Raw genomic sequence first — 18575 nt, forward strand, 5'->3', positions numbered from 1 at the left:
TCAGACCCCGTACGGGTGGGGGTCAGACCCCATTCGGGGTCTGACCCCTTGTTTATGCCGCCGGGGTCTGACCCCTGGAGTTGGCACGCCGCCGCCCGGCGCCTATCTTCGTCCGCACCACGTGGCCATACCATCCGAAGAGCAGGATGGAAGACAGGCTCAGGCCCAGCGTGGCCATCAGCCACATCGTCCCGGCGCCGATCGGGGCGCCTGGCGCCATGGCATGGACCACGGGCGCGAGCGTGCCGGCGGCGGGGCCGAATCCCAGCCACCAGCCGCCCACCAGTCCCAGTCCCGTGAGGGCCACGACTTGCAGGATCAGCGGCACGACGGCCACCTTGTACGCCCGCAGCAGATACGAGCTGATGCACTGCATGGCGTCGCCCAGGTGGAACCAGGGCAGCAGCTGCATGAGGGCGGCCGCAACCAGGCTGACCTGAAGGTCATCGGTATAGAAAGCCAGGATGGGCTGGCGCGCGATGATCAATATGCTTGCGGTGACCAGCGCGCCGGCTGCGACGATGGCGATCCCCGCGCGCCCCATATTGCGTGCCCGGCGCATGTCGCCGGCGCCGATGGCCTGCGCCGTCAGCGAGGCGGATGCAATGCCCACCGCCATCGGCACCATGTAGCTCAGGGCCGCAAGGCTGGCCATGATCTGGTGGCCGCCATTGACGTACATGCCTTCCCGGGCCACCAGCAGCGCCATGAAGGTAAAGGCGCAGACCTCGATGAGGTAGGAGCCTCCCATCGGTATCCCCAACAGGAGCAGCTCTTTCTGCCGTATCCATTGCAGGCGGCCCAGGCGCGGCCTGAAACGCTGGTAATAGGAATCGTGGGAAATCGCCCACAGGCCGGCGGCCAGGCTGAGCCAGCCGACGATGGCGGTCGACAGGCCCGCTCCGGCGGCTCCCAGGGCCGGCATGCCGAACTTGCCGAAGATGAAAATCCAGTTGAAGACAATCTTGAAGGCGACGCTGGCCAGGTTGATGGCCATGACCGTCTTGGGCCGTGATACCGCCGTGCCCATCGCATAGATGCAGCGAAAAGCGAGTGTCGCGGGCAACGCCAGGATGAGGGCGCGCAAGTACCAGGTGACCCCCGAGCGCACCTCCGGCGCCACATCGCCGGAGAACTGCAGCCAGATGTCGGGGAACAGCATCGCGGCGGCGCCCACCAGGGACAGCCCCATCGAAAGCCATACGCCCTGGCCCCAGGCTTCGCCCACTTCGGCATGGCGCCCGGCCCCGAAGTGTTGCGCAATGATGGGAATGAGCGCATGCACGACGCCCATCAGGCCCACGAAGACGGTGATGTAGATGGAAGCGCCCAATGCCATGGCCTGCAGGTCGGCCGCGCTGGCGTGGCCGGCCATCGCCGTGTCGATCACGCCGAAGATCACGCTTGCCCACGAGCTGACCAGCACCGGCCAGGCTTGGGCGAGGATGTCTTTGATATAGCGTCCGGGCGTTGGTCTTGCGCTGCGGGATGCTGTCATGGATTCCCGATGCGAAGCAGGCGGAAGACTTCATGCCGGTCTGCGCCGCGCCTGCCTTCCCAGAGGACGGTTGCGGAGTCCGAATAGGCTGCCGCCCCGATGGCGATGTGATGCGCGGTGGTTTGCTGCACGACCAGCGTGCAGTGGGACTCGTAGCTGAAGTCGATGTCGTTGAAAACCAGGAAGGAAGCGCGTTGTCCCGTGCCGACGGCGAGCGCGCGCACGCATTCGCCCGGTTTCCTGTATGTTTCGAGCGCCGCGGCAAGCTGGGCCGAAACGCCGCGGTAGCTGCGCACATAGTCGAGCGCCGGCATCCATAGTGTGACGAGCAGCAGCCAGGTGACGATCAGGCCGCCGGCGGAGAGCACCGTGCCGCGCCACAGGCCCGCCGGCTTGGAGTGCAGGCGCCAGCGCACCAGCGCGATCCAGGCCAGCGTGCCCAGTGCCGCGATGAAGGTGGCCGGCCATGATATGAATACGTCATAACCGCGGGTCTGGCGCGCGATGTTGTGCGAGATCTGTTCCGGCCAGCCCGTCTGCAAGGCGATCCAGCCCAGCCACACCGTTGCCGTCGTAAGCGAAAAACACATGACGGCGAACCAGTCCAGCGAATTCACCACGCCGCGGCGCAAGGTGGGCAGCGAGAATGCGGCCAGCACGGCGGCGGGTACGGCCATCAGGCTGTATTCGGGCTCGAAGGCATCGGCCAGGAACAGCATGGTGATCAGCGGCCATGCCGTGAGCATCAAGGGTATCCAGATATGGGGCGCCGTGAGCCAGGCGCGCCAGCGCCATACGGCCAGCAGGGCAAGCGGCCATGTCGGCCACAGGAACCAGGGCAGGTCGCGCAGCGTGCTGAGCACTTCCCGATACTGCGGCCAGACGAAAGAAGAGGTATTCCAGACCACCCAGCTTTGTATCCAGTACCCGTTCGCGAGTTTGGCGGGTATCCACCAGGCCAGGATCAGCGCAATGCAGATTCCCGCGCTAAGAAGCAGCCAGTGCTTTTGGCGCCACAGGCAATTGCGCGGCAGGAAGATGCAGGGGACGGCCAGCATGATGGGCAGGGCGCCGATCCAGCCCCGGGTCAGGAATGCCGCGCCCAGCGCGAACCCCAGCGTGATCGAGCCCGACGCGGGGTGGTCCAGCATGCGCGCCACCGAATAGAAGGCCAGGGCCTGGAAGGCGATGAGGGCCGGGACCTCGGATGTTTCATGCATGCGCCAGACGATTCCGACGGTTGCGACGATGAGCATCAAGGCTGCGTCGGCGATCATGCGGCCGTAATCGCGCACGGTGGGCTCGCCGCCGAAGGGCAGGGCCAGCGGCTGGGGTTCCGGGCGCCGTCCCAGCAGGTAAGTCCCGTACCAGATCGATGCCGTCAGTATCCCGAACCACAGGAAATTGGGCAGGCGGGAGGCGATGATGGCCGCGTCGGGGCGGTTGGTGAACAGTTCGATGAAAGGTGCGAACGCCCAGATGAAGAAGGCGCCGACCCAGGTGGTCAGCGGGCCGTCCTGGGCATGGGCCAGTACGCCGATCTGGGGCAGGAGCATGGCGTCGCCGCCGTCGCGCAAGGCGGTGAGCATGGTGGCCAGGCCGACCACGTCATCGGTTTTCCAGGGATCTCGAAAGAAAAGGCCGGCCAGTATGTAGACCAGTCCGACTGAAACCAGTAGGAGCCGTGGCAGCTTCACAGTGGCTGTGGCCATCAGGCGGGCTGGCGTGGATAAGGAGTCGCTGGAAGACACGGAATGCGCTATTGGAATGAAGACAGGGGCTATCTTAAATTAAAAAGGCAGCCAAAAGGCTGCCTTTCGTGACCGCTGAGGTAAGCGCGAAGCTTACGACGCCTTGCGCGTGGTGCCGGCGGTGCGTGCGAAGCGGGCGCGGAACTTCTCGACGCGGCCGGTCTCGACGATGCGGGTTTGCGCGCCGGTATAGAAGGGGTGCGATTCCGAGGTCACGTCGCACTTGAACAAGGGATAAGTCTTGCCGTCAAGCTCGATGGTTTCGCGGCTGTGCAGCGTGGAACGCGAAATGAACTTCGTGCCGGTTTGCTGATCCAGGAATACCACTTCGCGGTATTCGGGGTGGATGCCTTCTTTCATGATTAAGTCCTATGTTTGAAAAGTCGGGTCGCCAGCAATTGTGCACTAATAGGTGTTCTCCTTAATTGCGCTTGCGCGCCCAAAGGAAAATTGCCACGTATCCTGGGTAGCCGATGATTTTAGCGCGCTAAAGGTCTGTGCGCAAGCGCCACAGCTCCGGGAAAAGCACGATATCCAGCATCTTGCGCAGGTAGGACACCCCGGATGTTCCACCCGTGCCGCGCTTGAATCCGATGATGCGCTCGACGGTGGTGACGTGGCGGAACCGCCACAGACGGAAGGCGTCTTCGAGGTCGGTCAGTTTTTCTCCTAGTTGATACAGGTCCCAGTAACGTTCCGGATTGCGATAGACCTCGAGCCAGGCCTCTTCCACCTGGGCGCTTGCGGCATACGGTTGCGTCCAGTCGCGTTGCAGGTACTCGGCGGGAATGGCCAGCCCCTGCCGATGCAGCGCGCGCAGGGACTCATCGTAAAGCGATGGAGATTCATAGGCCTGCCGGACCTGCGCCAGCCGCGCGGCGTTATGGGCATGCGGCTTGAGCATGGCCGCGTTCTTGTTGCCGAGCGAGAATTCTATCTGGCGGTACTGGAAGCTTTGAAAGCCGCTGGATTGCGCCAGATAGGGCCGCAGCGCAGAATATTCGGGAGGTGTCATGGTGGCCAGGACGTCCCAGGCGTGGACCAACTGCTCCATGATCTTGCTGACGCGCGCCAGCATCTTGAAACAGGGCTGAAGACGATCCGCGGCTAGATTGCCCATGGCGGCACGCAGCTCGTGCAGCATCAGTTTCATCCAGAGTTCGCTGGTCTGATGCTGGATGATGAACAGCATTTCGTTGTGTTCGGGCGAGAGCGGCCGTTGCGCATCCAGAACCTGATCCAGATGCAGATAGTCGCCGTAGCTCATGTCGCGCGAAAAATCGAGCTGCGCTTTTTCGTCGTGGACGATGGATTCGCCTTGCGGGGCGTCGGTCGGTTGGGGGTTCATCGTGTCGTGCTCTTCATGGTTTTGATCGGAAGTAGGGTGGCAGGCTGCGCAGCACTGCGCGCACGGGACTGGCATCGGCGTCCACCAGCGCAAGCGGCAGCGCAATCAGCTCGTAATCGCCGGCGTCGACGGCATCCAGCACCAGGTTCTCGAGAACCCGCATATCATGCTTCAAGATGGTGTGATGGCTGGGAAGGACCTTGCTGTCGGCAGGGTCTATGCTGGGCGTGTCGAGCCCGATCAGCATGACGCCTCGTTGCGCTAGGTATTCGACGGTTTCAGGCGCGTAGGCGGCGAACCGGTCATCCCAGCGCTCGGTCTGCGCTCGTTGAGCGGTGCGTACCAGTATGCGGGGTGGTGCGCCGTCCATAAAGGGATCGAGATCCTGTATGCGTATCAGCGGCCCGCCGTGCATGGCGTGTATGACGCGGCACGGCCCCAGAAAGGGCGCGAGCCCCATGCGGCCGGCGCTCGTCCCTTCGGTGCTGTAGTGCAGCGGCGCGTCGGCATGCGCACCGACGTGGGGCGACAAGGTGATGGCACTGACATTGACAGGGCATTGCGGGCCGATTTCAGCGCTCCAGGACTGGCGATAGGGCGTGTCCCCCGGAAACACCGGCGAGGCGGCCGACACCGGGGGCGATATATCCCATAGCTGTTGCATGACGGTACTCCATTTTGCTTGAAGCTTATACTATCTAGATGAAAAATGTCAGCGGTTTTTGAGGGGACCCCAGGCCGGCTTGAAGGGGGTCAGACCCCGCATGGGGTCTGACCCCGGTCCGATTGAAGGACGGGCCGACCATGCACGGGGTCAGACCCCGTACGGGGTCTGACCCCACGATCAGTCCGACCCCACGATCAGCTCGACCCCGTCCCGCACAGGTATGCGTTTCGCTCATAGCCAGTGGATGCCTTCTCAATTGCCTGCCGCCGGACTCCCTCCTATCATCTTTCAGAACATGCGCTGGCCCACAGACGAACCTTTCAGGCGGTGCCGGGAGGTCGGCGCAGTGTCGTCCCGGCACCGACAACCCTCTTGATTCTCTCCCATGAAAACTTTGACACAGGCCGAAAGCGCTGTCATTCGGCAAAAATTTCCCGTCATGAAGGCATGCACATACCTCGATCTTGGAGGTCGGGCTCCGCTTTCCGCCGACGTCCAGGCGGCGGTGACGCGCTATCTCGACGATTGCGTATACGGGCGAGTCGACAAGGACGCCTTGTTCCGGCAGACCGAGGCCGTCCGAAACCGTTTTTCCGAGTTGATCAATGCCCATCCGGACGAGGTAACCTTTACCAAGAACACTTCCGAAGGACTGAACATCATCTGTGCCGGCATCGATTGGAGAAGCGGCGATAACGTGGTGCTGTGTCCCGAGCTCGAGCATCCGAACAATATCTACCTGTGGCTGAACCTGCGGCGCCGGGGCGTCGAGGTACGCTTGGTCAAGCCCCGGAACGGCGCGATGCCCATAGACGAGCTGATCGCCGCGATGGACGAGCGCACGCGTGTGCTCACGGTGTCGAGCGTGTCCTTCATTCCTGGTTTTCGCACCGATGTCGAGCGCCTGGGCCGCGCATGCCGGGAACGCGGCGTCCTGTTCCTGGTTGACGGAGCGCAATCGGTGGGCGTATTGCATACCGACGTGGAGGCAATGTGCATCGACGCATTGGCGGTGTCCACCCAGAAAGGCCTTCTGGCTTTGTATGGCATGGGTTTCCTGTATGTCCGCCGCGCGATCGCGGAGCGTATGGATCCCGCCTATATTGCACGCTTCGGTATTGACGTTTTCAATGCAAACGCCCACGAGTCCGACTTCGGCGGCACGGAATTCTCGCTGCTGCCGGGCGCGCGTCGATTCGATCTGGGAAACTACAATTTTGCAGGCGTCTGCGCGGCCGAAGAGTCGCTCGCCCTGATCGCGTCGATCGGCACGAAAAGAATAGAGGAGCACGTGACGGCGCTGGCTCATGCCCTGGGCAATGGGTTGATCGAGCTGGGTCTGCCTGTTTGCGGCGGCGCGCCGGGTCCGCACATCGTCCAGACCATTTCCGTAGGGCATTACGAGGCAAGCCCGGCTTTCGTCGACAGCATCGAAAGCCTGCGCCGTCTTTACCGATACTTGCTCGAGCGCGACGTAAAGCTTTCCGTGCGCAGGGATATGCTCAGATTCTCCATGCATCTATACAACAGCATGGAGGACATAGAGCGTGTTCTGGCGCTGACCAGGGATTTCCTGCGGGAAGAGAAAAAACAGGCGGCATGAGAAAGCGTCAATGCGGGCTGCGAGGCGCTGTCTTGCGAACCGTGGCCGCCGAAAAGCTCGATTCGAACTTGGCTTCGAGCCACTGCATGAAAAGGCTTACAACGGCGTTTCGTCTTGAGCGTCGGGAGCTGACCGCATAGTAGTCCAGTCCGTCCTTGATCTCTCCCTCGAACGGACGGACCAGCGAACCGGACTCCAGGGCATCGGACACGAGCGAGGAGCGGCTGACGGCGATGCCGACCCCGCTTTCGAGCGCGGAGATCAGTGTGGCCGAATCGTTGAAGCTCAAGGACATGCGGCCTTCGGTGGGAATGCGCCGTACGCGGGGGTGAAGCATCCACGTATCCAGATACTCGCGCTCGCGATTGCGAAGCACGATGATGTCGTCGGGTATGTCTTCACGCCCCTTGATCCGTTCGGCGATGGGCGGCGCGCAGACGGGAACGAGCGCATCGTCCGTGATTTTGACGGAGTGGTAATCGTCCCAGTCGCCGACGCCGAGCCGGATGGAGATGTCCGCGCCGGACGATTCCAGGTCGGCGTAGTACCGGTGGATGTCTATGTGTAGATCGATCTGCGGATGGGCGGATACGAATTCCCCTAGCCGGGGCGCGAGCACCCGCTGGGCAAAGCCGCGCGCAACCGAGACCACCAGGGTGTGGCGCTCTGTCGTGATTCCCAGCCGGTTGATGCCTTCGCCCATCAAAGCGAATGCGCGAGAGGTGAAGTCGTAGAGGAGTTCGCCTTCTTGGGTGAAGCGCAGCCCGCGTGGACCGCGCTCGAACAATTGCACGCCCAGATGCTCTTCCAGGCTTTTCAGCTGCCTGCTCAGCGCGCTCTGGGTAAGGCAGAGCTCTTCGGCGGCCCTGACCTGGTTCAGATGCCGTGCCGCAGCATTGAAAACCAGAAGCGAACGCAGGGACGGGATCCTGGAAAGAATGTTGGTATTCGATGCAGTCATAGCTGTGTGCTGAATTAGTCGATGGTCGTCGTCGTGGGCCGCCTATATCCTGACAAAGCTATAGGAATCTTCAACTTTGACAATGAAAGGATACAAGAATGTTCAAGCGAAAAGGTCGATGGATGAGGGGACTGGCCGGCGCGGCGCTGTTTTTTGCGGCGATCGCGCCAGGACACGGTCAGACGTTCCCCTCGCAGCCGATCAATATGGTCGTGCCCTACGCCGCGGGCGGCTCCTCTGATTTCGTCGCGCGCCTGCTGGCGCAGAAGCTTGGCGAGAAATTCGGCCAGCCCGTGGTCGTGGAGAACCGGGCGGGAGCGGGCGCCACGATCGGCACGGGCCTCGCCGCCAGGAAGGGGCAAAACGGATATGTGGCGCTCCTGGCCGACAATGCGCAAACCACGGCGCCCGCCCTGTACAAGAATCTTCCTTACGATTCAGTGGACGATTTCTCCGTCGTGGGGTTCGTGGGCAAGGCTTCGGTCATGCTGTTCGCCAATAGCAATGCGGGCATCAAGAACGTCCAGGACCTGATCGATCGGGCCAGGAAGCAGCCGGGAACGATAACGATCGGCACAGGGCATGGTTCGCCCAGCCATCTCATAACGGAATACTTTCAGCTGAAATCGGACATCAAACTGTCGGTGGTCCCCTACAAAGGGGCGGCTCTGGCGCTGAATGACCTGCTGGCGGGACACATCGACCTCGTGTTCACGAACCCGGCGTCGGCAGCGCCCCATCTGAAGGGCGGCCGCATCGTCCCCTTGGCCCAGACGGGCGACAAGCGCGATGAGCGCTTTCCCGATCTTCCGACCTTTCGCGAGAGCGGTGTGCAGGGCTTCGACGTGAGCTACTGGTTCGCGCTCCTGATTCCTGCCGACACGCCGGCGGACGCGAAGGAAAAGTGGCGGCAAGCCTTGAGCGCAGTGCTTGCGGACCCTGAAGTCAAAGAGAAATTCACCGCGGCGGGGCTGAGCCCCTATGAGCTTGATTCAGAGCAGGCCCGCCAGACCATGCGGGAAGAGGTCCGCCGGTGGGAGGAAGTCGTGAAGGTGGCGAAGCTGCAGACGAATTGATCGCGGGGACAGACCCGCATGGGGTCTGTCCGCAGGTCCGCTTGAAGGGGTCAGACCCCATGCGGGGTCTGACCCCTTGGATCCTTCAGGGCGGCGCAGGGGTCAGACCCCGTACGGGGTCTGACCCCTTGGGCCCTCACAGTTGCCCCCGCTCCGCCAGCGACACAGCGCTGGCGCCCGCCACGATCAGGTGATCCAGCAGCCGGACGTCGACCAGGGACAGCGCGTTTTTCAGGTGGCGCGTCAGGGCAAGGTCCGACTGGCTGGGTTCGGCCACGCCGGATGGATGGTTGTGGGCAAGGATGACGGCGGCCGCGTGATGCTTGAGTGCCGCCTTGATGATTTCCCGCGGATAGACCGAAGCCTGGTTCAACGTGCCGCGCGAGACTTCTTCGCAGGTAATGAGCCGCAACTGATTGTCCAGATAGAGGGCCATGCAGTGCTCGACCGGCAGATGCCCCAGGGTTGCGGCGCAGTAGCGCTTGACTCGTTGGGGCTGGTCCAGCGCCATGCCGGCCTTCAGGTCTTCTTCCAGAGCGCGGCGGCTCAATTCGTTGATGGCAAGGATTTCGCATGCCTTGGCGGCGCCCAGGCCTTCCTGGGACATGAGGGTTAGGGCGTCGGCGGAAAGCAGCCCGCGCAAGCCATCGAACTGCTTGATGAGCCGGTGCCCCAGGCTCACGGCATCGCAGCCCTTTATGCCGGTACGCAGTATGATGGCCAGCAATTCGGCCGATGTCAGGACATGGGCGCCATGGGCAAGCAGTCGCTCCCGGGGACGTTCGGCTTTGGTGTGCGGAATTTGAGGTGTCATGTCTGGCTCTTGGGAAGGGATCGGACCCCTGGCTTTATCTGAGGGGTCAGACCCCGTACGGGGTCTGACCCCACAGAGCGCTGATAAACCCCCTGTTTTTTAGTTAAGGGGTTTATCGGCTCGTGGTTCAGGCCAATCTCAGCCGATTTGAAGAGTTTGCGGGCCACACGTACATAACGACGGCTTGAGCCGCGAGCAAGGCCAGACTTGGCCCTATCAAGGCCTCAAGAGGCGCTAAAAGCCGCGCCAGCAGCAGCGCGATCTTCTTCATATTCTGGGCCGCAGCGGCCAACAGACACTGCTCCATCACTTTCTGTAGACCACGCAGGCGCGCGTAGCGATGGCCATGCAGTTGCTTGGCATCGGCAAAGCTGCGCTCGACCGTCTCCTGGCGCCTGGCATAGATGCGCTTACCAGCTGGCGTCAGCCGCCGGGCCTTGACCCGCTCTTTGGCCTCCTCCCAGAGGTGGCGCATCACCACTTTGACCCCCGTCGCGCTTTGTGTGCATCGGGCTCGAACCGGGCAACTGGCGCACTGGGTGCGATCGGAGCGGTATTCGCGGTAACCCTCTCGGTTAGTCGTGCTATAGGTCAGTGTTTGATTGTTCGGGCAGACATAAGTGTCCGTTTGCGCATCGTATTGATATTCGTGTTTCTTAAAATAACCCGCTCTCTGGGCGGAACGACGGTACCCCATGACGCCGGCAATCAGGCGATCCTCAAGGCCCTTGCACACCGCGGCGGTGAAGTAGCCCGCATCCAGGCCGACCGCATAAGGGTTCAAATTAAAGCGCTCGCGCTGACGATCCAGCCGCGCCAGGTACGGCACGCTGTCATTGACGTTGCCCGGCGTGACGTGTGTGTCGGTGATGATGGCATGCTTGGCATCGACCGTGCGGTGATCCAGATAAAAGAACCCTTTGGGCTTACCCTCGCGCGCCATGTAGCCGCTGTCCGGGTCGGTGCGGCTGACCTTGGCCGGGCGCGTGGGCGGGGGCTCATCGTCCTTGTCCGTGCGCTTTAAGGCCGGCTTGCCGTGCGCTAGGCGGTCGGCATCTACGGCCGCATCCAGCTCCTGCAGGTAGGCCTGCGCGGGCACAGCCACCTGGCCCTGCTCGGCCTTGTTCTTGTTGGCACTGGCCTTCAAATGCGTGCTGTCCGTATACAGTACCTTGCCCTGGACCATGCCGCGCCTGATCGCCTGCAGCACTATCTCATCAAAAATCTCTTGGTAAATCTGGCTGTCTGCAAAACGGCGGCGCCGGTTCTGGCTGATCGTGGAGGCGTCGGGCACCTTATCGGTCAAGCGCAGCCCGAGGAACCAGCGGTAAGCCACATTGACTTGAACGTCACGGACCAACTGGCGCTCGCTTCGAATGCCAAACAAGTAGCCCAGTAATAGCAACTTGAACAGCAGCACCGGATCAATGGCCGGGCGGCCGTTGTCGGCGCAATAGAGGTGCGCCACCTTGGCGCGAATAAAGCTCAGATCTATGGCAGCGTCGATCTTGCGCACCAAGTGATCGGCGGGAACCAAAGATTCCAGCGTCACCATCTCAAGTTCGTGCTGATAAGCGGGGGGATCTCTTAGCATCCCCACATTATGAACAAGCTCGACGCGTTGCGCGAGGGTTTGTCAGCATTCTGAGGGGTCAGACCCCGTACGGGGTCTGACCCCATGACTTCGGGGGCCGGCCCCGTGGCTTGATCCGAGAGGTCGGACCCCATATGGGGTCTGACCCCATGATGTGCTCTAAAATAGGGGAACGCTAACGATCCTCTACGGTGACAGATTTTGACTTCTACCTCTGAACCAGTGAAAGCTTTTGTCCGCCCTGATTCCTACCTAACTTTGCATTACCGCATCGACCTGCTCACCGGGCCGGCGGCGGGGTCGACTTTCGCCAACACTTTCGACGGGAAGCCGGCCACTTTGCAGATGGGCGCGGGCCAATGGGCGCCGGGCATGGAAAACGCCTTGCTGGAACGTGAAGAAGGCTCGCGCTTTTCCTTCGAGCTTCCGGCGGCGCAGGCATATGGCGATCGCAATTCCGATCTCGTCCAATGGGTCAAGCGCTCTGTGCTCGAGGCCCATGCGGGGCCGGGCATGGAATTCGAGCCCGGCGACATGGTCGAGTTCCCGGCTCCCAATGGCAGCCGCTATTCCGGGGTGCTGAAGCAAATCGAAGGGGATGTGGCCCTGTTCGACTTCAACCATCCGCTGGCGGGCGCGGATCTGCGCATCGACGTTCATTTATTGGGAGTCTTGTAATGCCGGACATCAACGCGGCAGGGACGGAGCTGGAAGTCGTCCTCGCCCAGCCCCGGGGGTTTTGCGCGGGGGTGGACCGCGCCATCGATATCGTCGAGCGTGCCCTCGAACTGCATGGCGCGCCGATCTATGTGCGGCACGAGATCGTGCACAACCGCTATGTGGTTCAAGACCTGCGCAACAAGGGTGCCATTTTCATCGATGAACTGCACGAAGCGCCTGCCGGAGCCATCGTGGTGTTTTCCGCCCACGGTGTGTCCCGCAGCGTACGCGACGAGGCGGAGCGCATGGGCTTGAAGGTGTTCGACGCCACCTGTCCCCTTGTCACCAAAGTCCACATCGAAGTCGCCCGCATGCGGCAGGCGGGCCGCGAAATCATCATGATCGGCCACAAAGGGCATCCCGAGGTGGAAGGCACCCTGGGGCAGGCCGACGAAGGCATGTATCTGGTGGAGACACCGGAAGACGTGTCCGCCCTGCAGGTCAAGGATCCTGAAAACCTGGCGTTCGTCACGCAGACGACGCTGTCGGTCGACGATGCGGCCATCGTGGCGGCCGCCCTGCGCGCCCGCTTCCCGACCATCGTCGAGCCCAAGAAAAGCGATATCTGCTATGCCACCCAGAATCGCCAGGACGCCGTCAAGATCATGGCGCCCGCTTGCGACCTGGTGCTCGTGGTGGGCAGCCCCAATAGCTCGAATTCCAACCGCCTCAGGGAAGTTGCGGAACGCAAAGGCGCCGCCGCCTACCTCATTGACGACCCCGACATGATCGAACCGGCCTGGCTGGAGAGCACCAAGCGCGTCGGGGTGACCGCGGGGGCATCGGCGCCCGACGTGCTGGTTCAGCAGGTGGTGGCCCGCCTGAAGGAACTCGGCGCGGTGTCGGTGCGCACGCTGGACGGCGCGCCCGAAAACGTTTCGTTCCCCTTGCCCAAGGAACTGTCCCGGAAAATCAAGGAAGCCCCATGAAACTGTACGGTTATTTTCGCAGCTCCGCCGCGTACCGGGTGCGTATCGCATTGAATCTCAAGAACATCGCATACGAAAGTGTTTCGGTGCACCTTCTCAAGGACGGCGGGCAGCAGAACTCCGAGAGCTACAAGGCCTTGAATCCCACCGGGCTGGTGCCCACGCTGGTGGATGGCGACCTGGCGATCGGGCAGTCCATGGCCATCCTGGAATATCTTGAGGAAACCCGCCCCGAGCCCGCCTTGCTGCCGCCCGATGCACAGGGCAGGGCGCGCGTCCGCGCGATTGCCCAGACCATCGCCTGCGATATCCATCCTTTGAACAATCTGCGCGTCCTCAAATACCTGAAGCACACCTTGGGCGTCGACGAAGCGGCGAAAGACGCCTGGTATCGCCATTGGGTCGAGACGGGACTGGCGTCGGTGGAAGCCATGCTGTCGCGCAGCGACCGCACCGGGCGTTTCTGCCACGGCGACCAACCCGGACTTGCCGACCTGTGCCTGGTGCCGCAGCTCTTCAATGCGCGCCGCTTCAATTGCGATGAAAACGCATTCCCCACCATCGTCCGTATCGATGCCGCTTGCGCGGAGCTGGAAGCCTTCCAGAAGGCGGCGCCTGATCGCCAGCCGGACGCGGAAGCTTAGCACCCGCCGGGAAATTGGGGTCAGACCCCGTACGGGGTCTGACCCCGGGGATCGTCGCGCTCGGCCATCCATTTGCGTATGTGTTCGAAGCGGTCGAAGCCCCAGAACGGCTCGTCGTCCACGATAATGTAGGGCGAGCCGAATACGCCGCGAGCCATGGCGGCGGACACTTCTTCCTTCAATTGATTCTTGATCTCGTCCGTGGCAATGCCTTGGGGGAGGCGGTTTCCGTCCGCACCTGTCTGGTTCGCCAGAGAGGCCAGGACCTCCAGTTGGGTAATGTCCTGCCCTTCGGCGAAATACGCCCGGTATACGCGCTTGGCGAAATCGGCGGCCAGTAGAGGATCTTGCTTCTGCAGAAACAGCATGGCTCGGGAAGCAGCCACAGCGCCGATGGGAAACGCGGCGGGCTCTTGGTAGGGAATGCCGAACAGGCGGGCGCTGCGTTCGATGTCGTGCCGGGAATAGGCGCCCTTCAGGGGGATTTCGACAAGAGGGCCTGAACCCATGGCCTTGAACAGCGGGCCCAGCAGTATCGGTCGCCAACGTATTTCTCTATGAATATCGTTAGCGAGTCGCTCGATGGCGGTGCTGGCAAAATAGCCGTAGGGGGACGAGAAATCGAAATAAAAATCCAGAGTGGCGGTCATGTGGGTGTCTCGCGGGATGCAGTCGTTTTCAAAAGTTTTGCATACATGGTATGGCAGCACCGTTCCAGGACGCAATGGGGCCCGCATTCGTGGTTAAATGAGTCGATTTTCTTGATCGTGAGAAGAGGGATAAATGAATAAAGGGAAGTTGCTGGTTACGACGGTGATCGTGCTGGGAGCGGCTTATGTGGGCGCCACTTGGTACGTAGGGAAAGAGGTCCAGTCCACCGTCGAACGCCTGGTCGCGCAATCGAACGAGCGCATGGCCCAGCTGCTGGGGCCGAACATGGCGCGCGACAACCTCAATATCGAGATCAACAAGTACGAGCGCGGGATCTTTTCATCAGACGTCGTGTACACCTTCCGTCTCAAGGGCGCCGACGGCAAGCAGCATGACCTGATGTTGAAAGACCATCTATTGCATGGGCCTTTGCCCTGGGAGGCCATGCGAGAAGGCGAGTTCGCGCCGGTGCTGGCGCTGAGCCGCAGCGAGCTGCTTCCCACGCGAACCGTTCAGGCCTGGATGGACAGCCAACGGGGCGCATCGCCCGTGGTGATCGATACCCGCATCGACTTCGGCGGCAAGGGAAGCTCTGAATGGACATTCCTGCCCACCGAGCTCTCTGAAGGCGGAAGCAAGGTTTCCTTCAGCGGCGGCTCACTCTCCATGCGCTTCAGCAACGATTTCAAGGACGTTTCCGCGCGTGGCGGGTTCAAGGCCCTCAACCTCTTCGACAGCGGCGACGATGACAGTTTCGCGCTGCGCGACGTGCGCATCGAAACCGAGAACGTCACGCGAGCCGATGCATCGGCGCGCCAGCAGAGCAGCCTGACGGCCGAACAAGTCGTCCTCGACGAGCATACCGACGAGCCGCTCAAGCTGGGCAAGGTCGCGGTCTCGGTCGACGCCACGCAGGTCGGAACCATGATGGACGGCGCCATACGCTATGACTTCGGGCAGGTGGCGGCCGGCGACATCAAGCTGGGCAGCTTCGCGGCGGGGGGCAAGGTTCTTCGCCTCGACGCGGCGGCGTTCACCGCGCTGGCCGGCGAATACGATGCCATACAGGCAAAGTACGGCACGACGGAATTCAGCATGACGGACGAAGAACAGGAACGGCTGCGTGATCGGGCCATGGCGTTGCTGGCCTCCAGCCCGTCCATCGTCATCGATCCCTTGGTCTGGAAGAACGAAAAGGGCGAGAGCACACTGCGCTTTCAATTGGACCTGGCGGCACCCACCGATCCCAAGACACGGGATATCGAGGTACTGCTGTCCGAAATCATCCGGCTTGCCGGCCTGGACCTGAAGCTGTCCAAGGCGATGTTCGTCCAAGCCTTTGGCCAAACGGCGGAAGGCACCGACGACCGCCTGCAAATGGAAATGATGGGCAGCGAACTTTACGACCAATACGTCAATGAACTTCAGCAAGCCGGCTTGGTGAAGGTCGACGGCGATGTCGCGACCGGATCGGTGCTGTACCAGGACCGCAAGGTCACGCTCAATGGCGAGACGATGACCGTCGAAGAACTGGTGCAACGCATCATGCTGTTTGCGATGTAGAAGGTCACAAGGGTCAGACCCCATGCGGGGTCTGACCCTGCTCCGATGAAGAACGGGGTCTGACCCCAACCGACGGAAACCCGAGGCCAGGCCCCCGCATGGGGTCTGACCCCCCAGGAAATCCCCTAGCGGCAAAAACCTAAAGTGAATGCATCATAGCCGGTGAATATCTGGCAGAACGAAGCATTCTCTTACAAGGAAGCCGTGATGGAGACAACACATACGGGGCGCAAGAACCCCGCGCGGTCGGCGGGATGGATGGGCCGGCGCTCGTTGGCAATCAAGCTGTTCTGGGTTACGACGCTGGTGGCGGTGGCCGTCATGGCTACGATCAGTGTCTTGGGCACCCTGCAAAACAGGCAGACGGCGGTCGACGCCGTACAGCGGGAAATGGCCTCTTCGCTGCAGTCCGTCGAACAATCGCTTTCCATGCTGTTTTCCAATGCCAGCAGGCAGGGAACGGACACGCTTCCCATACTGAAACGCGAACTGGGAGGCAACCCGCAGCTGGATGGCACCCTGGTTGAAACCGACGACGGCACCCAGATTCCCCTGATGGTGGTCGGCGACCACATTCTCAACGGCGATGTCGAACTGCTGACCCGGGTCCATGAAAACACCGGTGCCGATCCCGCCATTATCGTGCGCAAGGACGGCCAATGGCTGCGCGCCGCGACCTTGCTGCAGGACGGCGAGGGAAAATTCCTTACGGGCAGCGTGGTCGACAAGCAGGACATCCTGGCTCGCAGCCTCGACAGCGGAAGCCCTTTCACAGGGGTCGTGCAGCGCAACGACCGCTGGTATGCCATGAGCGTCGAGCCACTTTATGACGATGCCGGCCAGGTCTTTGGCGGCCTTTCCGTGCGCGTTCCCATCGATGTCCAGGTTCAGCAGCTGTTGATGTGGGTGCGGTCCGTCAGCGTGGCCGAATTCGGACGGCTCGGCATCCTGCAGAAAACGGATGGGGGCGCGCTGGTGCCCTTGCCCGACATGCAGGCGGGCGATGTACCCGGCCAGGCCGTGGCAAAGCTTGAAGACCTTGCGTCCCAGCCGCGCGGGGTCGCCGAGGTGAGTCTGAGCAACGGCACCGAACCCGTCGATCAATTCATCGCGTGGGAATCCGTCGATGGCTGGAACTGGGTCGTCTACGGGGTGGGCGAGAAATCCGCCTTCCTGCAAGGCAGTGTGCAGCAGCTGATTCACCAAGGGATCATGATGCTGATCGGCACCTTGCTCATTTCGCTCTTGGTCGGTTGGCTGGCGGCGCGCACTTTGCGGCCGGTCCGGCAAGTGATGGACATCATGGACAAACTCGGACAGGGCGATCTGACCGCCCGCGTGCCCGACGTGCCGCCCAATAGCCGCAATGAGGTCCATGTGCTTTTGGGCAATGCCAAGCGCACGCAGCAAAACCTGGCGCGCACCATCGCCATGGTCCGCGCCAGCGTCGACGAAATCGGCACGGGGTCCAGCGAGATAGCGGCGGGCAACACGGACCTTTCCAGCCGTACCGAGCAGCAGGCGGCATCTTTGCAGGAAACGGCGGCCAGCATGGAACAACTCGCCGCGACGGTAAAGCAGAATTCCGATCACGCGAGGCAGGCCAACAGTCTGGCGGTCGACGCTTCCGACGTGGCGCAGCGCGGCGAGGAAGTCGTGTCCAAGGTCGTCGACACAATGCATCGCATTTCCGACAGCTCCGGCAAGATCGGAGAAATCGTCGGCGTGATCGACAGCATTGCCTTCCAGACCAACATTCTGGCGCTCAACGCAGCGGTCGAGGCGGCTCGAGCGGGCGAGCAGGGGCGCGGATTTGCCGTGGTGGCGTCCGAAGTCCGTTCGCTGGCTCAGCGCAGTGCCGAGGCCGCCAAGGAAATCAAGAACCTGATCGAAGCATCGATCACCGAAATCCACGCTGGGGCACAGCAGGTCGAAGGGGCGGGAACCACGATGCAGGAACTGCTCGCGTCCGTCAAGCGGGTCAGCGAAATCATCAAAGAAATCTCCTCCGCGTCCGACGAGCAGTCCAGCGGCATCGCACAGATCAACCTGGCGGTATCGCAAATGGATGAAGTCACCCAGCAGAATGCCGCCCTGGTCGAGCAAGCCGCTGTCGCGGCCGCTTCACTGCAGGATCAGGCCGGGAGGCTGACGGAGGCCGTTGCCGTATTCAAGCTGGCCTCCGGTTCGGGCATGGTGGTTGACATGCAGGAGGCTTCGGCGGACTACCTTCCGTCCGTCCCGGCCCGCAAGGCCCGCCAAGAAGACGACGAAGACGAGGAGCGCCTGTCCATCAACCTGCGTCTTGCCTAAGGGGCTCGGGGTCCGCTAGCCTGCAATACTTTGGATCCGGCGCGCCAGTTCTGGGTCGCGCTGGATCGCTTGGTTGATGCCGTTGAACTGATCCACCGTCATGCCTTCGTCATGGACGGCCTTGACCATTTTTCCGTCGGCTTCTTCAAAGACCTTTTTGCGGGTGGCTTCGTCTTTGGTGGTTTCCAGCTTGGGCGTGTATTCCTGGGAAATCATCGCCACTTTTTGCGATGCGCTCACGAACCGTGTCAGTTGCGCATCGGAGTAATCGGGGGTGGGAACGTTCATTCCGGCGGCGGGAGGAGCGGCGGGCGCAGCGCCTGCGGCCGGCTGTTGTGCAAAGGCGGCGCCGCTGATGCCGAATGCAAGGGCAGCGCCGGTGAGGACTGTGGTAATGCGTTTATGCATGCAATCTCCTGTCTGTTGCCATGGGTGAATTCCCA

Annotated in this window: 17 protein-coding genes; 7 read left to right on the top strand and 10 right to left on the bottom strand. The window is 61.9% G+C overall.

Annotated elements, in window-relative coordinates; genetic code table 11:
- Positions 1–52: 52 nt before the first annotated feature.
- The 5 genes from ACSBPU_RS07450 to kynB all read right to left on the bottom strand — a co-directional run bounded on the left by ACSBPU_RS07450 (position 53) and on the right by kynB (position 5261).
- Positions 53–1498: an MATE family efflux transporter gene (locus ACSBPU_RS07450; RefSeq protein WP_442596867.1), complete on the bottom strand. Its 1446-nt coding sequence runs from the start codon at positions 1496–1498 to the stop codon at positions 53–55.
- Positions 1495–3210 (bottom strand): ArnT family glycosyltransferase, encoded by a 1716-nt coding sequence (locus ACSBPU_RS07455; protein ID WP_442596869.1) that lies wholly within the window; start codon positions 3208–3210, stop codon positions 1495–1497. Before ACSBPU_RS07455 ends, ACSBPU_RS07450 begins: the two co-directional genes overlap by 4 nt.
- A gap of 132 nt (positions 3211–3342) precedes the next feature.
- Positions 3343–3609, bottom strand: coding sequence for a type B 50S ribosomal protein L31 (locus ACSBPU_RS07460; protein ID WP_180067512.1), 267 nt, complete (start codon positions 3607–3609; stop codon positions 3343–3345).
- Between the two features lie 127 nt (positions 3610–3736).
- Entirely contained in the window at positions 3737–4597 is an 861-nt protein-coding gene (gene kynA, locus ACSBPU_RS07465; RefSeq protein ID WP_442596871.1) for a tryptophan 2,3-dioxygenase, read from the bottom strand.
- Positions 4598–4610: 13 nt separating this feature from the next.
- The gene (gene kynB / locus ACSBPU_RS07470; RefSeq protein WP_442596873.1) at positions 4611–5261 is read right to left on the bottom strand and encodes an arylformamidase; all 651 of its coding nucleotides are present in this window, start codon (positions 5259–5261) and stop codon (positions 4611–4613) included.
- A 388-nt stretch (positions 5262–5649) separates the two neighbouring features.
- Between kynB and ACSBPU_RS07475 the strand changes: the two genes are divergently transcribed.
- Positions 5650–6867 carry an aminotransferase class V-fold PLP-dependent enzyme gene (locus tag ACSBPU_RS07475; RefSeq protein ID WP_442596875.1) on the top strand — a complete coding sequence of 406 codons (1218 nt, stop codon included), beginning with the start codon at positions 5650–5652 and terminating at the stop codon, positions 6865–6867.
- 7 nt (positions 6868–6874) lie between these two features.
- On the opposite strand, the gene ACSBPU_RS07480 is transcribed toward ACSBPU_RS07475, so the two are convergent.
- Positions 6875–7828, bottom strand: coding sequence for a LysR substrate-binding domain-containing protein (locus tag ACSBPU_RS07480; protein ID WP_442596877.1), 954 nt, complete (start codon positions 7826–7828; stop codon positions 6875–6877).
- A 98-nt stretch (positions 7829–7926) separates the two neighbouring features.
- On the opposite strand from ACSBPU_RS07480, the gene ACSBPU_RS07485 reads away from it, so the two are divergent.
- On the top strand, positions 7927–8904 hold the full coding sequence (locus ACSBPU_RS07485) for a Bug family tripartite tricarboxylate transporter substrate binding protein (RefSeq protein ID WP_442596879.1): 978 nt from the start codon (positions 7927–7929) through the stop codon (positions 8902–8904).
- A gap of 136 nt (positions 8905–9040) precedes the next feature.
- On the opposite strand, the gene radC is transcribed toward ACSBPU_RS07485, so the two are convergent.
- The gene (radC, locus tag ACSBPU_RS07490) at positions 9041–9718 is read right to left on the bottom strand and encodes a RadC family protein (protein ID WP_442596881.1); all 678 of its coding nucleotides are present in this window, start codon (positions 9716–9718) and stop codon (positions 9041–9043) included.
- A gap of 127 nt (positions 9719–9845) precedes the next feature.
- Positions 9846–11312, bottom strand: coding sequence for an IS1182 family transposase (locus ACSBPU_RS07495; protein WP_442592329.1), 1467 nt, complete (start codon positions 11310–11312; stop codon positions 9846–9848).
- Positions 11313–11534: 222 nt separating this feature from the next.
- Between ACSBPU_RS07495 and ACSBPU_RS07500 the strand changes: the two genes are divergently transcribed.
- From ACSBPU_RS07500 to maiA, 3 genes are read left to right on the top strand one after another with little or no spacing between them, the layout of a single operon-like run.
- Complete coding sequence (locus ACSBPU_RS07500) at positions 11535–11990, top strand: FKBP-type peptidyl-prolyl cis-trans isomerase (RefSeq protein WP_442596883.1); 456 nt, start codon at positions 11535–11537, stop codon at positions 11988–11990.
- Complete coding sequence (gene ispH, locus ACSBPU_RS07505; protein WP_442596885.1) at positions 11990–12961, top strand: 4-hydroxy-3-methylbut-2-enyl diphosphate reductase; 972 nt, start codon at positions 11990–11992, stop codon at positions 12959–12961. The genes ACSBPU_RS07500 and ispH overlap by 1 nt, the downstream gene beginning before the upstream one ends.
- Entirely contained in the window at positions 12958–13605 is a 648-nt protein-coding gene (gene maiA, locus ACSBPU_RS07510) for a maleylacetoacetate isomerase (protein ID WP_442596887.1), read from the top strand. The genes ispH and maiA overlap by 4 nt, the downstream gene beginning before the upstream one ends.
- Positions 13606–13625: 20 nt before the next feature.
- Here maiA and ACSBPU_RS07515 read toward each other — a convergent pair whose 3' ends face one another.
- Complete coding sequence (locus tag ACSBPU_RS07515) at positions 13626–14255, bottom strand: 2-hydroxychromene-2-carboxylate isomerase (RefSeq protein ID WP_442596889.1); 630 nt, start codon at positions 14253–14255, stop codon at positions 13626–13628.
- 133 nt (positions 14256–14388) lie between these two features.
- Between ACSBPU_RS07515 and ACSBPU_RS07520 the strand changes: the two genes are divergently transcribed.
- Entirely contained in the window at positions 14389–15819 is a 1431-nt protein-coding gene (locus tag ACSBPU_RS07520) for a YdgA family protein (RefSeq protein WP_442596891.1), read from the top strand.
- A gap of 207 nt (positions 15820–16026) precedes the next feature.
- Positions 16027–18132 (top strand): methyl-accepting chemotaxis protein, encoded by a 2106-nt coding sequence (locus ACSBPU_RS07525; RefSeq protein ID WP_442596893.1) that lies wholly within the window; start codon positions 16027–16029, stop codon positions 18130–18132.
- 15 nt (positions 18133–18147) lie between these two features.
- Here ACSBPU_RS07525 and ACSBPU_RS07530 read toward each other — a convergent pair whose 3' ends face one another.
- Positions 18148–18540, bottom strand: a complete 393-nt coding sequence (locus ACSBPU_RS07530; protein ID WP_442596895.1) for a DUF4168 domain-containing protein — start codon at positions 18538–18540, stop codon at positions 18148–18150.
- Between the last annotated feature and the right edge of the window lie 35 nt (positions 18541–18575).

The sequence above is a fragment of the Parapusillimonas sp. JC17 genome (assembly GCF_052180245.1).
Lineage (GTDB): Bacteria > Pseudomonadota > Gammaproteobacteria > Burkholderiales > Burkholderiaceae_B > Parapusillimonas.

Excerpts from the sequence above, each read along its gene's own strand:
- ACSBPU_RS07450 (WP_442596867.1), bottom strand. The coding sequence starts at position 1,498 with ATGACAGCATCCCGCAGCGCAAGACCAACGCCCGGACGCTATATCAAA.
- ACSBPU_RS07455 (WP_442596869.1), bottom strand. The coding sequence starts at position 3,210 with ATGGCCACAGCCACTGTGAAGCTGCCACGGCTCCTACTGGTTTCAGTC.
- ACSBPU_RS07460 (WP_180067512.1), bottom strand. The coding sequence starts at position 3,609 with ATGAAAGAAGGCATCCACCCCGAATACCGCGAAGTGGTATTCCTGGAT.
- kynA (WP_442596871.1), bottom strand. The coding sequence starts at position 4,597 with ATGAACCCCCAACCGACCGACGCCCCGCAAGGCGAATCCATCGTCCAC.
- kynB (WP_442596873.1), bottom strand. The coding sequence starts at position 5,261 with ATGCAACAGCTATGGGATATATCGCCCCCGGTGTCGGCCGCCTCGCCG.
- ACSBPU_RS07475 (WP_442596875.1), top strand. The coding sequence starts at position 5,650 with ATGAAAACTTTGACACAGGCCGAAAGCGCTGTCATTCGGCAAAAATTT.
- ACSBPU_RS07480 (WP_442596877.1), bottom strand. The coding sequence starts at position 7,828 with ATGACTGCATCGAATACCAACATTCTTTCCAGGATCCCGTCCCTGCGT.
- ACSBPU_RS07485 (WP_442596879.1), top strand. The coding sequence starts at position 7,927 with ATGTTCAAGCGAAAAGGTCGATGGATGAGGGGACTGGCCGGCGCGGCG.
- radC (WP_442596881.1), bottom strand. The coding sequence starts at position 9,718 with ATGACACCTCAAATTCCGCACACCAAAGCCGAACGTCCCCGGGAGCGA.
- ACSBPU_RS07495 (WP_442592329.1), bottom strand. The coding sequence starts at position 11,312 with ATGCTAAGAGATCCCCCCGCTTATCAGCACGAACTTGAGATGGTGACG.
- ispH (WP_442596885.1), top strand. The coding sequence starts at position 11,990 with ATGCCGGACATCAACGCGGCAGGGACGGAGCTGGAAGTCGTCCTCGCC.
- maiA (WP_442596887.1), top strand. The coding sequence starts at position 12,958 with ATGAAACTGTACGGTTATTTTCGCAGCTCCGCCGCGTACCGGGTGCGT.
- ACSBPU_RS07515 (WP_442596889.1), bottom strand. The coding sequence starts at position 14,255 with ATGACCGCCACTCTGGATTTTTATTTCGATTTCTCGTCCCCCTACGGC.
- ACSBPU_RS07520 (WP_442596891.1), top strand. The coding sequence starts at position 14,389 with ATGAATAAAGGGAAGTTGCTGGTTACGACGGTGATCGTGCTGGGAGCG.
- ACSBPU_RS07525 (WP_442596893.1), top strand. The coding sequence starts at position 16,027 with ATGGAGACAACACATACGGGGCGCAAGAACCCCGCGCGGTCGGCGGGA.
- ACSBPU_RS07530 (WP_442596895.1), bottom strand. The coding sequence starts at position 18,540 with ATGCATAAACGCATTACCACAGTCCTCACCGGCGCTGCCCTTGCATTC.